Here is a 13,886-nt window from a genome sequence, read left to right as displayed (position 1 = left end):
CTTGTTATCCTCATTATGTGGTTGTTTTGGCAGTCACGTAACAGACTGAAAACGGTACCTTAAGTCGGTTAAACTCTTTAATCCAGCGCCATTGATTGTCTTGCAGTTTATCACCAGGGCCTTTCACTTCTATCCATTCAAATTGATCTCCCTTAAATGCAATTAGGTCCGGCATACCATTACGGTAGAGCTTGAGATCACGGAGTTGGACGCTTAATAGATCGACTAGCATTGACGTCGGAATGGTTGTGAGTGCATGTTCGATAAGCGCTTTACTTACCGCGCCCCAATGAACGAACGGATTGCTTATCCCAATCTTGGCATCGTATCTTTCTATTAACTGTTTTGTATTTCCAGTTTCGAGGCTATTGAACGCGGATGTGATTAACTTTTCGCGTTTAGAAGCAAAGTCACTGTGATACAAATCGAGTGGGCGATGTTGGTAGGCGTTTATAAAAGCGCCTTCTACGGGAGCAAAAATGGCGTCCCAGAAGGTTAAACCAAACAGTGCATTGAGCAACGTATTCTCTGCATAAAATACTTGCCAGCCCAATTTTTCAAAGTGTTCCTTGGTGACAAGTTCGACACGTTGTTGTGATAAATCCAGCTCTAGACGATGTTCATTGCATTGTGGCTTGGGTGTTCTTGGTACCTTTTGTCCAAGTTTTCGCTTTACGCGTTGTTCTAGCTTTTGTGCCACTTCAAACTCGGAGGCATTGATAGGTGCTTCTAACATACTTGTGACAATGTCACTCAGTCGCGTGTTTTGCTCCAATTTATCATAAATGCGTGCGCGGCGTTCTCTACTCGGTGGGAGGTGGGTTTGCTCAAAAAGCGCCAGTGCGATTTCAAGTTCATTGATACGCTCGTAGTCTCTGGCTATGTCGTTAAGCATGTGTTCACGCTTTCTATCCACGTAGTCATGTTTGACGGGGCTTGGCATCGCTTCAATGAGCAGGTCAAGGTTGGTCTTATCTTTACGATCAAATTGCCAGTACAGGTTTGAGAGTTGACTGAGTTCAATCAATCTATCAATTTGCTCTCGCGAATCAAAAAATCGGCGCTCTTTGCTTAACTGATAGTGTTCGAACTGATGCAAGCCAAGATCATCGAGTACGAACTGGCTTAAATCCTGATGAGTATTGGCGAAAAATAACGTGAGCAAGACATCAATCATATGAGCGGCATTCAGCCGGATCACAGAAAATTCTAGTAAATCAAACTGGTTGAACTCAGTATTGCTCAAACACTCAACGAGATTGTCTTTTTTTAGTGATTTAGGTAGCTCAGGGTAAAGCGCAGAGATTTCTGACTTGGTCAGTAAGTTAGCCGCCAACTCTTGGTGAGAAAGCGCAGGGGATAGCTCAATAAGTTCCGATTGTTCGAGCTCTGACAGGGCTTGGTGAAGAGAGGGAATTTCCTGATAATTGAGTTTATCACTGCGAAACCAACACCCTTTACGGCTATACAGTCGCACTAACAGGCATTGTGATGGTTTGTCCAGTTGCTTGAATGTTGTGAGCCAACGGTGCTCTTCCTCTAGTAATAAGTCACTGTACCAATGCGTAGCATGTTGGGTTAGTTTGAGGAAATTATCTAAATAGTAATCTGGTGCAAGTTCGACAGGTTTTTGCATAATTCGACAGGATTTTTATACCGATAACAAAAAAGCTTAACCAATAGGTTAAGCCTTTTCATCATCAAATCAATCCACAATTATGCGATTTTAAGCTTCGCAACTTTTGCTTCAGTTAGTGGCTTAGTGATGAACGCTAATACGATACATACTGCCATCATTGCTGCAGAAACGGTGTAAGCCAGAGTGTAACCTTCGCCGTTAGTCATTGAGTAACCAACTACAGCTGCACCAATAGCGCCACCAATACCCCATGCTGTGTATAGCACACCATAGTTAGTACCGTAGTTTTTCAGACCGTAGAATTCTGCTGTAAGAGTAGGGAATACAGCCAGAAGTGTGCCGTAACCAACTGCTGCGATAGCGGTACCAATGATTAGGGTAAACTCTGAATCGAACGTTGCGAACAACGCCATGTTGACGCCTTGCAGGATGAAAGCAAGCAGAAGCGTGCGAACGCCACCAATTTTGTCTGCAAGCATACCAGCAACAACACGACCACCTGAGTTGAATACTGCAAGAATAGACGCCAGGTAAACCGCGTTAGGCAGGTTAGCTTGAACACTTGCAATTGTCGTGATGTTACCGATGATCATAAGACCAACAGAAGCTGCAAACGCATACATGATCCATAGTGAGTAGAACTGTGGCGTTTTCAGCATCGCTTTCCAGGTTAAATCGTCAGACTTTTTAAGCGCTTTAGGTGCTTGGCCTTCTTTTACTTTAGGCTCTGCTGGCGTGTAATCGGCTGGTGGGTTGTTAATGGTTGCTGCAAGTGGAACGGCAATCGCCAGAACACCAACACCAAGAATCATAAAGCTGGTTTGGATGCCCAGGCTTTCGATCAATGCAGATGTTACAGGCGCTAGGTAAATAGCTGCCAGACCAAAACCTGCTGCGATGATTCCGTTAACCATACCTTTCTTAGAGGCGTGGAACCATTTCATTGCAGAAGGTGACAAACATGCGTAACCAAAGCCGATACCAGCACCAGTGATCACACCGAAAGTGATGTTCAGCATCAATGGTGAGTCAACAAAGCCAGATGCGATCATGCCCAAACCTGTTAGAACCGTACCAAGAATAAGGATTAAACGTGGACCCATGCGGTCTTGTAGGATGCCTGCAACAAGAAGACAGATAGAGAAAGTGATGGTTGCAGTTGCGTACGGTGCAGAAGCTTCCGCAGCTGTCCAACCGGACTCAGTTACCAGTGCCTTATTGAATACACTCCAGGCATATAGGATGCCAAGACAAAGGTTGATGCAGAAACCTGCTAGCAGGATGCGCATCGCTTTATCAATCTTACTCATTTTTTCTCTCGGTTAACTCTTTGTCGGGAGTATGGAATCAATCGCTGACAATCAGCATTTAGAATTCCTTCTCTCCAGCATTAAAGAGTGGTGGGTTTAAAGGTGTTTTTTATAAAAATAAGTTTGCGTTTTTCAACATTTGACGCAATTGGCGCGGATTATAACCAATAAATATGTGATTGGAATCTCTTTTTGAGGTTAGTTTTAAAATTTATTTGAATCTATAAAACCATGTGCACCTCTACGGCGATAGATGTAAATAACTCGTTAATGGGGTTGGGTGGTGTCGTTGTCTTGTTTGATGCTGTAAAGAAATTAGGTGAAAATGTTGAACTTAGATATTTAGTTCACATTTTTAGAGAAAAGTTACGAAATATTTCTGTGTTAACACTTTGTGACAAGATTGCCTAAAATGAGAGCTTCTAAAGCTAAGTATTGGATACAAAGGATTTATAAGGATTAAGTTGTTAACCTTTTGTAATAAGGTTATTTGGTTGGGTGGGTTGTACATAAAGCGAGCAAAAAATGTGCTTGTAATAGCATGCAAAATGAGCAGAATATAGCGAAAAATGAGTTTTCATTTATGAAGGGATGCTTTTTTCGATTTATTGTGAGGTAACTTATGAAACTGTTCCTAGTGCTTTTCGCTTCTGTTTCTGCAGGTGTGGCATCGGCAGAGCATTTCCATTCATTTATGTTAGGTCTTTCTATCGCTTCCTTGGCTGTTGGTAGCTGCTACTTTTTCGCTTTTCGTAGCTCTCGCTTCCCGCAACTTGCGCTGTTCTTGTTGATCTGTGGCATGCTGTCTAAATTGGCAATTACCGTTACGGGTGTAATGTGGGGTATGTCTGCGGAACTGATTACTTCGCCTATAGTGTTTGCGTTGTCTTACTTCTTCTTCTCTCTGGCAGTAACGTATCTGTGGTTTAGTTACCGCCAAAGCGTTACACGAGTTCCAGAGCGCTTTAAAGCCGCGTAAAAAAGATAATGTTAGAAAAACGCCAGCGATAATTCGCTGGCGTTTTGCTTTTTGTTTTAAAGGCGAAAAACAAAGACACGTTTCTAACCAGATATCGTTAGTGGCGGTTCTGGTACTTCAAGGAAGCAAGCCACAACGCGATAAAGCTCACCTTCTGCGACCGTAACTTCACCATCAGACTCGATTGCGAGTCGGCATGCCTTAACAAACCTTTCTCGTTCTTTTGGTTTTAACTGCAGTAGCAGTTCCAACGCAGCACGGCTCAAACTCCAGTTGTTATTTGCTTTTTCTAAATCATGTTTAGGAAACCCCAAACAAGCGAGCGCAGAGTGGTACGCGTGTTGTGCATGATCCTGTTGGGAGTGGCTAACCCAAGCCAGTTCCCTGAGCAACCAAAACACACTTTCTTTTAGCTGTTTTAATGTTTTTTGCTGCTTCGTATTCCCAAAAGAAACAAGTAACTGTTTTTCCAGCAAGTTGATCACGCACCATTCTTCCAGCGAGTAATCATTATCAGTTTGAGAAAGATCACGCAGCACTTCACAAAGTCTATTTCGCTGACCTTCGCTAAGGGATTTAAGGGCGGGTATTGCTAATTCAAGCAAAGGAAAGCGAAGATGAAGCGGTATTTCGTACTCGAGCCAAGGGAGTAGCTTCGTTTGAGAGGAAGGCGGTATGTGACATTTTATCATCTCTCGTTGAATATCACTGCCATCGAAGATGATAAGGAAAGTAATGAAGCGTGCGCTGTAGGGCTCACGAGCAAGGTCCACAAGTTCTGAAGGTAGTTGTTCAATTAACCGCTGGCCTGCGTCATTGAACTGAACGGGCGCTGTATCTGGCTTGTTGGGAGTTAGTGGTGCGTTTTCCGCAAATCCGCTTATTTGAGCACCAGTAAAAGTGGCACTGCTATTGTCAGTCAGGTGCGAATAGTTTCCATCCCAGTTAGGCTCAATACGGCGAATTCTTTCATCAAGCGGTGGGTGAGTTGCAAACAAACCAGAAAATCCGGAGAGCTTACTTTGTCCAAACATCATATGACTCATTTCGTCACTTGCTTTGGTATCAAGTGTCGAGCCGTGAGAATTGCTGCCAATTTTTTTGAGTGCGCCTGCTATTCCCTGATCGTTACGCGTAAACTGAACGGCACTCGCGTCAGCTAAAAACTCACGCTGACGAGAGATCGCGGCTTTTATCATAGAACCAAACAGTGTGCCCAACCAACCAAGTATCAGACAGACGATAGCGATCAGTAGAATGGCGGCATATCCTTTGCTGGAATCTGAAGAGCTACGAGAAAGTCCACGAGATGTACGGTGAGAATTATCCAGTACTAAGTGGCCAAAATGAGCGATACACGTAATGCCGAATAAGACACCAATCAGTCGAGTGTTGAGGCGCATGTCGCCATTCAGGATATGGCTAAATTCATGAGCGATGACGCCCTGAAGTTCATCACGATTAAAGCTATCAAGGGCTCCCTGGGTTACGCCAATGACAGCGTCGTCGATACTCATACCTGCGGCAAAAGCGTTAATTCCTTGTTCTTCTGCCATCAAGTAGACAGAAGGAACAGGAATGCCTGATGCAATTGCCATCTCTTCAACGACATTAAGCAGTTGCCTGTGCTTCGAATCTAACGTATCTGGCGAAATAAGTTTGCCACCAATACTTTCTGCCACTCCGCGTCCACCATTTGAACTTAGCTCGCTAAGCCGAATGAATGAACTAACGAAGACAACTAACGTTACTCCGGCAAAGCTTAACAAACCATAAGTTATGACGTTTTGGGTATCAAATGGCTTACCAGTGGTGCCAAAATAGATACCAATCGATGCAATACTAACCAGACTGGTGATGGCTAATATTGCCAACACAAACAGCATGACTAAAAGCCCGGTTCGCTGACGTGCAGTATCTTGATGGTGAAAAAAATCCATTAAAACTCAACCTTCGGCGCTTCTTGGATGGCTTCGCTATCAGCAAACTCGAGCAATTTACCGTCGTGGAATCCAAACATGTTGGCAAAAATGACGGGAGGGAAAGTTTGTTTGTAGATGTTATAGCTGGTTACCGAATCATTAAATGCCTGACGTGCAAACGCGACTTTATTTTCTGTACTGGTCAACTCTTCTTGCAGTTGGCTCATCGTCTCATTGGCTTTTAGCTCTGGGTAAGCTTCAACTACAACATTAAGTTTACCTAGAGCGCTTTGTAACATGCCTTCTGCTTGGCTAAGTTGGCTTATCGCAGCATCGCTGTCTGGCGCTTCACTCGCTGCCTTAAGACCTGATAATGCTTGGTTTCGTGCTTGAATTACACGCTCGAATGTCTCTTTCTCATGCTCCATATAGCCTTTCGCGGTGTTGACTAAATTTGGAATTAGGTCGTAGCGGCGTTTAAGTTGAACTTCGATTTGAGCAAAGCTGTTTTTGAATCGGTTTCGCAGAGTCACCAGTTTGTTGTAGATGCTAATGGCGTATGCCGCGATAAGTAGAACAATAACAATAAAGACGATCAGTGCAGTCATAATCAGTTCCAGGTTTCGAGTAAGTTTAGTTTTTTATATAAGCTGCTGACACAGTAAGCAAACTCTAACGCGAATACCGTTACACATACGCGAAATATGTCACGTGTTGAATAATGTTAATAAGTTGTGAGAGTGATTGGAAAGACAGGGAAGAGGTAATAGAAGACTGGAGTAACACTGCTATAAATGAAAAGGCCCGACGTTACATCGGGCCTTTGTGATTTTTGAAACTAGATGTTGTCACCAGACGTACTAAGCACTCATTGGTACCAGTACCATTGTGCCTATGATTACTGTTACCAAGCCTGCCAGTACAGGTACAGAGGTACGTTTAACCACTTCGAATGGGCTTATTTTCGCCATGCCAGATGTGGCTACGATGACGCCTGATACCGGAGAAATCGTGCGACCTAGATTCGATGCTTGCAGCATTGGGATGATTAAGAACGCAGGGTTCAGGCCCATTTTCGCTGCCAGTGAAGGAGCAAGCTCAACAAAAGCATAGAATGGTGCGTTACCAGAGCCTGTAGCGATTGCTGCCGCAACAGTTAGGGCTGTCAAAATCAGCATAAGAGCAATGCCGCCAGCACCAGCCTGATCCGCTAGGTGAAGTAGGTTATCAATTGCGCCAATAGACATCAGACCTTGCGCAAACACACCAGCAGCAACCAACAGCATTACTACGCCTTTAAACGCGTCGGCCATACCTTCGTAACAAGAATCTAGATCTTCCAGAGACTTTTTGCCGTCAAACTTGTTTACAACGTAATGAATAATCGCACCCAAGAAAATAGAGCCAACCACGATGGTATAGATATCCAGACTTAAGCCTGGGATGGTACGGCCATTGAAGAGAAAGACACCGAAGATTGGCAAAAACGGCAGTGCTGCGTAAAACGCCGGTGCATCAGCTTTGATTTCTGATACATCAATTTTTTCCATTGGCGTATTTTCTTTCTTATCCAGATACTTGTTCCAGAAGAAAGCAGCCGCAGCCATGACGATGATGGCGCAAATCGATACAGGTAGAACGGTTTGCACAGCAAATACATCAAGAGCCAGTCCTGATTTCTCTGCAGCGATAACCACATCGCCTGAAGTCGGAGAAAGAATGATCGCGGCTGGTGACGCACAGACTGCAACGGCTGCTGGGCGCGAGATACCCATCGCTACCATCATCGGGAATAGCGTTGCCATCAAAAGTACACCTAAACCAGTCGCTGAGCTTACTGCTAGAGACATCAAACAAGCCACGATGTACGCTGCAACTAAAAGAACATAAGGAGACTTAATGACAGAAAGTGGTTTCGAGAACTGTTTTACTACTACGTTGTTGGCACCGATGTGTGTCATGTAAGACGCAAAACCACAAAGCAGCATAATCTGCATGCCTAAGCCACCACCACGGTACTGAAGCATGTATTTAACGTATTCTAATGAGTCCGTTACCATGTTTCCTGTTGAAGTGATGCTTGATGGCAGAACTTGGTGGCCTAAAAAGCCAGTCATGAGAAGTAAACTAATACCTGCAGTTAAAAGCACGCCGGCTGCTTTATAGCCTTTGACAATAAAGTAGCCCACGGCAATGGTCACTATTAAGCCAATTAAGAGCTCTAGCATAAGTGTCTCCAGATGTAATGAAAAAAAGGATGAAACTGTGTCAATTTATGACAGAGAATGTACAGAATTCTTGTCTGTGGCACGAGTTGAATCTGGGACTTACATGATCTAAAACAAATTATAATTTAATAAGTAACGACGATTTATTATTTTGTTTAATTATGGATTAATAGGTGATATATGCTGAATTGTATGGTTAATAAAGAAACAAAACACTGAGGTTGATTTGCAATTAAAACGACTTGGTGTCCAGAAAGTATTCAAAAAATGCAGTTGAAAGCGGATTGTGAATTAAGAGGGATATAAGAAGCAAAAGCCCCGATAACTCGGAGCTTTTTAACTGGTGGTCGGGATAAGGTTACGCGTATTGACGAACCATAAGGTTCCAGCTGTGCTGTTGTCTTTCAAACTCGGCTTTGATCTGCTGATACTTCAATTTGCAGAGTGAGTATTCATACTTTTTCACGACGTCTGCGGTCTTTTGACTGAACAGCTCTTTTCGAACCTCATAGTACTCCTGCATATGATGAACGAGAGAATCAAACTCTTGCTGAAGTTGGTCGAGAATCGGTTGTGTATTCGGCCTTGATTCTAGCTTTTCTTTAGTTGTCTTCAACAATTGGGTAGCCCGCGCTTTTTCTATTCTGAAAGTCGGCGTTGTACGTAATTTCGAGGTTAACCCTAACCAAGAGCAAGATTTAATCAGCCATTTGGTTGGGTCGTAATGCCACCAATATACGCCGTTACGGTAGTCATTCTCAAAGATGTGATGAAAATTATGGTAACCCTCGCCAAAGGTAAAAAAGGCCAGGATTCCATTATCACGCGCTGTATTTTTGTCAGTAAACGTCTGTTTACCCCAAACATGAGCCAATGAATTGATAAAAAAGGTCGTGTGGTGGCTCATAAATAAGCGAACTGCGCCCACAACCAGTAGCATTCCCCATACATCACCATAAATAAGTCCCAAGGCAACGGGAAAGCCGATATTTGTCACTAGCGCAAGTGGGACATAGTAGTCGTGTTGCCACATCACAATCTTGTCGCGTTTCAGATCACGACAGTTAGTGTATTCATTTTGCTTGGACTTATTGTAATCACGTAGCATCCAGCCAATGTGTGAGTACCAGAAGCCACGCTTAGCTGAATAGGGATCTTTATCGTTGTTATCCACGTGTTTGTGATGGACACGGTGATCGGACGACCAATGTAATGCACTGTTTTGTAGAGAAAACGCACCGCCTATAGCAAATACGAAACGTAAAATTGGATGAGCCTCATACGTTTTGTGGCTCCAAAGGCGATGATATCCCGCAGTAATCGACAAGTTGGTAAAACTGAACGCAATAATGCCCCAAATCAAATGTTCCCAGCCCAACCCAAAGCGGTAGGCATACCAAGGTGCAACAATGAAAGTAAGAACGAAGCTGGCCGAAAATATTAATATATTCAACCAGATAATAGGTGGTCTGTTTTGAGTCACAGTGTTTTCCTGACTTTGAGCTAACAACTGTGCGCTAGAATATCAGCGTACACGTGTAAGTCAAATTGAAGTTATACAAATGTGATGATTCTTGTAGTGTATTCTCGATAAACTTGTCGGCATATTTTGCTTTTAATTAAATAATGAGTAGTATTAAAAAATGAGCTTTGGCTTAAGCTATGGAAAATCTACCAGTAAATAAGGTCTAAATTAGTGAAAAAGACCAAGTTATGGCGGAAGAGCAGGATTTATAAGAATATAGGAATACGTAATGGATTTACGACTAGCGGAATATAAGGACTACGAGCGCATCGCGCATCTGCATGCAGAGAGTTGGAAACGTCACTATCAAGGTATCCTCAGCAGCAGTTACTTAGACAAAGATGCTTTGGATGATAAAATGCTGATTTGGCAGACCCGTCTTACCAACCCTCCGTTTAATCAGCACATTGTACTTGCAGAAGAGGGTGGTCTTTTAATTGGCTTTGTTTGCATCTTTGGTAACCATGATTTTGAGCGTGGAACTTTTATTGATGCATTGCATGTCGATGACGCGTTTCGTAGCCGTGGTATCGGAAAACAACTCTTACTTGCCGCCGCTGAATGGCAGCAACAATTCTTCAAAGACAGTGGCTTATATCTGGAAGTCGTTTCACAAAATACTTCAGCAATTGAATTTTATCGCCATATCGGTGGGCGAGAGTGCCAGGAGCGTATTTGGCGCGCACCGGGAGGCACGGAAGTGATGGAAAAAGTGTTTAGTTGGCCGAGTGCGCAAGCTTTGGTAAATGGCATTGAGGACCATGTTGTCTATTCGTAGCCATCGCGTTAGCTTATGATGTTATACGCATAAAGAGCAGCAGGTCGCTGCTCTTTTTGTTGGGCAAGAGCAAGATTGTTTAATATTTATACCATTCCATACTGTTTATCGTGGTTGAGTACTATATAATCACCCGCCCAAAAAGATAATAACAATGATAATCAGTGACAGATATGGAACATCAGAGTAAAGCAGGTAAGTTGGGTTATATGGATGCGATGCGTAAAGTCTATCAGTACGCAGAGCCCAACCTCACACTTGTTGGCTGGCTAGGTTTTATTGGTTTCCCTCTATATTACGTGGTTTGGGAAATGATGTTTCCACAAACTTATGAAAACTTACCGCTGCGTTTGTTCTGCTCACTATTATTCCTAGGCATTATCTTCAGAAATCGTGTCCCGTCGGCTTTGCATCGTTACATTCCCATTTATTACCAGGTTACCATTACGATCTGCTTGCCATTTTTCTTCTTCTATATGTTGTTGATGAATGACTGGTCCGAAGTTTGGGTGATGTCGTTCATGTGTGCGATCTTCCTGCACATTTTGTTAGTACATGTCACTAGAGTCATGTTTGCACAGACCTTTACTGGAGTTGCGCTAGCGACGTTTTTTGCCTGGGTATCAAAAGGTTTCCAAATTGACATTGCAATGGATTGGGCACATATTCCGATCTTTTTGTTTATCTATGTTTTTGGCAATATGTTCTATGTGCGAAACCAAGTTGAACATGAATCAAAAGTGTCATTAGCCAAATATTTTGGTGCAGGCATCGCTCATGAAATGCGCAACCCTCTTAGTGGTCTTTCTACGTCTATAGAGCTGATTCGTTCTATATTGCCAGGTAAGCAAATGGCCGATGGCGATCAATATCTTATGACGGGTAAAGATATCGCGCTGCTAAATGAAGTCAGTCAAGACGCCAAGAGTATTATTCATTCAGCGAATGAGACGATTGATTTATTGCTTACTTCTATTGATGAAAATCGTATTTCGCGTTCCACTTTCAAAAAGTATTCCTCTCGTGATGTTGTAGAGCAGGCGATAGACAGTTTCAGCTATGAGCGTTCGACAGACAAACGCGTTATTTCTCTGGATGTGCGGGACGAATTCTACTTCTTAGGTAGTGACACACTGCTTCAATATATTATGTACAACCTTTTGAAAAATTCTTTTCATCACCGTAGCTCCGAAGACTTTCATATTCTCGTAGAGCTAAAAACTGAAGAGTCGGTAAATAAAATCATTGTGACGGACAATGGTGCAGGTATCGCGTCTGACGTGATTCCCAATATTTTTCAGGACTTTTACACCACTGGCAAATCAAAAAGCTATGGTCTCGGGTTGCCATTCTGTAAAAAGGTGATGTCCTCATTTGGCGGTAGCATTGAGGCGAAGTCCGTTCTCGGTGAGTGGTCTCAGTTTACTTTGAGCTTTCCGCGCTTAAACTCTGACGTTGTCACAAAGATCAAACAAGAACTCATTATGTTGAAGAGGGTTCTTGTTGTGTCGAATCAGGACATACTTCTCTCCAGAGGTTATGAGACGAGCAGCCAAATGGGTTTTTCGCTGAAGTGCATGCAAGTCAATGAAGCACTTGATCACAAGCAAAATGATTGTGATTACGATGCGATTTTTATTGATTTACATAGCTTAGACAGCGCTGTTGATCAGCTCCAGCAATTTGAATCCTTGTTCGCCTACAGCGAAGCACGCATCGTTTACTTATTTGAGCGTCATCCAGTTCCTAAAGAATATCAGCCAGTTAATGAACCGATATGGGTAGAAACGCAAGCGTGGTTGCTTAATACAGCAAATACCATTGACCAAATTCTTTTTGAGCCACGTGATACCACGGTCTCATCAAACAACAGTGAAACAGTGCCGTCAGTGCACCCGGACCGACACACAATTATGGTAGTAGATGACAACGAGTCACTACGAAAATTTACCGCTATGTTGTTAGAAAAGCAGGGGTTTGATGTCATTCAGAAAGAAGATGGACAACAAGCGGTCGAAGCGTTAGAAACAGAGCGTATCGATGTGATTCTCATGGACATTGAAATGCCAGTGATGGATGGGATTGAAGCATCAAGAGTGATTCGAAACTCTAACAAGCGTTATGCGTCGGTCCCTATTATTGCTTATACAGGAGATAGCACAGGCATTACTTTGGATAAAATTGACTCTTCCGGTATGTCTGATTTCATCGTGAAACCAGCCGATAAAAGCCGCTTACTCGATAAAATAGCTAGTTGGGTATAATACCAATCTAAATAAGTATTTAATCATTCTTGCTAGGTAAAATCGCTGATAGCTGCGTTATAGATTTTGAAATTAGAATAACTAGTTACTGCAATCTATGCCTTGCTCTAAGTGATTTTTCCAGCGCAATTAATAGACCATCTACTTATCCAGATTGGTATAAAAAAGCTCAGCATTAGGCTGAGCTTTTCGGTATAGGGTTTAAAGAGTGGAATTAACGCTTGTTACGCAAGTAGCGTTTACGTCGTTCTTCTTTACGTTTGGCTTTTTCTTCTTCTTTACGCGCGGTTTCAACTTCCACTTCGATAAGCTCTTGCGTAATCATTTCTGGACGTTCTAAAGTGATTTGGCCTAACGTTCCCTGACGTAACTCATGAAGCAGAATTTCAGATACTTTGTGCAGATCAACGCGGCCACCAGCACGTAACGCGCCTCGACGACGACCAATCTCTTCCATGATTTCGATATCAGATTCTGGAAGCTCTTCAATTTGATAACGTTGTTTCAGCTTCTCAGGGTATTGAGCGGCTAAGTATTCGATGGTGTAAAATGCCACTTCATCATATTCCATCGCGGTATCTTTCACGGCACCTGTTGCAGCAAGACGAAAACCACTGTGCGGGTTTTCTACTTTTGGCCATAAAATTCCTGGCGTGTCAGATAGAACAATACCATTTTGAAGGTTGATACGTTGTTGACGACGCGTTACCGCAGGTTGGTTACCCGTTACGGCGATCGTACGACCTGCAAGCGTATTGATGATGGTTGATTTACCAACATTTGGAATGCCCATGATCATGGTACGAATGTTTTTGCCGATTTCTTCGCGGTGAGGTGCAAGCTTACGGCAAAGTTCCATAATTTTATGAACTTCCTGAGGCTCAGACGTTGTGATAGCCATCGCTTTCACATTCTGTTCTTGCTCAAGGTGATCTATCCAGAGCTGAGTCATTTCTGGGTCTGCCAAATCGCGTTTGTTCAATACCTTAACGACCGGCTTATCACCACGAATCTGAGAAATCAAAGGGTTTTCGCTACTAAAAGGAATACGGGCATCCAGTACTTCGATGATCACATCCACTTGTGGGATCGCTTCTTCGATCTCTTTACGTGCTTTGTGCATGTGGCCAGGAAACCACTGGATTGAGTTATTAACCATTTGAGTTACTACCTTAAATTCTGTGCTCATACGGGGTACGGTTACTAACCTGAATACTTGGCGGAACGCTTTGATATGGCCA

10 protein-coding genes are annotated in these 13,886 nt (G+C 43.0%); 3 read left to right on the top strand and 7 right to left on the bottom strand.

The window, feature by feature from the left end:
• Nucleotides 1–13: 13 nt before the first annotated feature.
• Together DBX26_RS17380 and DBX26_RS17375 are read right to left on the bottom strand one after the other, a co-directional pair.
• Entirely contained in the window at nt 14–1,636 is a 1,623-nt protein-coding gene (locus DBX26_RS17380; RefSeq protein WP_118120193.1) for a VRR-NUC domain-containing protein, read from the bottom strand.
• A gap of 80 nt (nt 1,637–1,716) precedes the next feature.
• Nucleotides 1,717–2,949 carry an OFA family MFS transporter gene (locus tag DBX26_RS17375; RefSeq protein WP_014234080.1) on the bottom strand — a complete coding sequence of 411 codons (1,233 nt, stop codon included), beginning with the start codon at nt 2,947–2,949 and terminating at the stop codon, nt 1,717–1,719.
• A 622-nt stretch (nt 2,950–3,571) separates the two neighbouring features.
• Between DBX26_RS17375 and DBX26_RS17370 the strand changes: the two genes are divergently transcribed.
• A complete protein-coding gene (locus tag DBX26_RS17370; RefSeq protein ID WP_014234081.1) occupies nt 3,572–3,928 on the top strand; it encodes a hypothetical protein in 357 nt (118 codons plus the stop codon).
• An 83-nt stretch (nt 3,929–4,011) separates the two neighbouring features.
• On the opposite strand, the gene DBX26_RS17365 is transcribed toward DBX26_RS17370, so the two are convergent.
• From DBX26_RS17365 to DBX26_RS17350, 4 genes are all read right to left on the bottom strand, one after another.
• Entirely contained in the window at nt 4,012–5,868 is a 1,857-nt protein-coding gene (locus DBX26_RS17365; RefSeq protein WP_118120191.1) for a M48 family metallopeptidase, read from the bottom strand.
• Nucleotides 5,868–6,458, bottom strand: coding sequence for a LemA family protein (locus DBX26_RS17360; protein WP_065301090.1), 591 nt, complete (start codon nt 6,456–6,458; stop codon nt 5,868–5,870). Before DBX26_RS17360 ends, DBX26_RS17365 begins: the two co-directional genes overlap by 1 nt.
• 252 nt (nt 6,459–6,710) lie before the next feature.
• Nucleotides 6,711–8,078, bottom strand: a complete 1,368-nt coding sequence (gene dcuC / locus DBX26_RS17355; RefSeq protein ID WP_020334755.1) for an anaerobic C4-dicarboxylate transporter DcuC — start codon at nt 8,076–8,078, stop codon at nt 6,711–6,713.
• Nucleotides 8,079–8,436: 358 nt separating this feature from the next.
• Complete coding sequence (locus tag DBX26_RS17350) at nt 8,437–9,561, bottom strand: fatty acid desaturase (RefSeq protein ID WP_014234085.1); 1,125 nt, start codon at nt 9,559–9,561, stop codon at nt 8,437–8,439.
• A gap of 271 nt (nt 9,562–9,832) precedes the next feature.
• On the opposite strand from DBX26_RS17350, the gene DBX26_RS17345 reads away from it, so the two are divergent.
• On the top strand, nt 9,833–10,381 hold the full coding sequence (locus DBX26_RS17345; RefSeq protein WP_014234086.1) for a GNAT family N-acetyltransferase: 549 nt from the start codon (nt 9,833–9,835) through the stop codon (nt 10,379–10,381).
• A 209-nt stretch (nt 10,382–10,590) separates the two neighbouring features.
• Nucleotides 10,591–12,645, top strand: coding sequence for a hybrid sensor histidine kinase/response regulator (locus tag DBX26_RS17340; RefSeq protein WP_162889771.1), 2,055 nt, complete (start codon nt 10,591–10,593; stop codon nt 12,643–12,645).
• 214 nt (nt 12,646–12,859) lie between these two features.
• On the opposite strand, the gene ylqF is transcribed toward DBX26_RS17340, so the two are convergent.
• The gene (gene ylqF / locus DBX26_RS17335; protein WP_014234088.1) at nt 12,860–13,804 is read right to left on the bottom strand and encodes a ribosome biogenesis GTPase YlqF; all 945 of its coding nucleotides are present in this window, start codon (nt 13,802–13,804) and stop codon (nt 12,860–12,862) included.
• Nucleotides 13,805–13,886: the final 82 nt, after the last annotated feature.

It is taken from the genome of Vibrio sp. dhg, from assembly GCF_003443775.1.
In the GTDB taxonomy this organism is placed as follows: Bacteria; Pseudomonadota; Gammaproteobacteria; order Enterobacterales; family Vibrionaceae; genus Vibrio; species Vibrio natriegens.
This window is presented reverse-complemented; position numbering and strand designations above follow the sequence as displayed.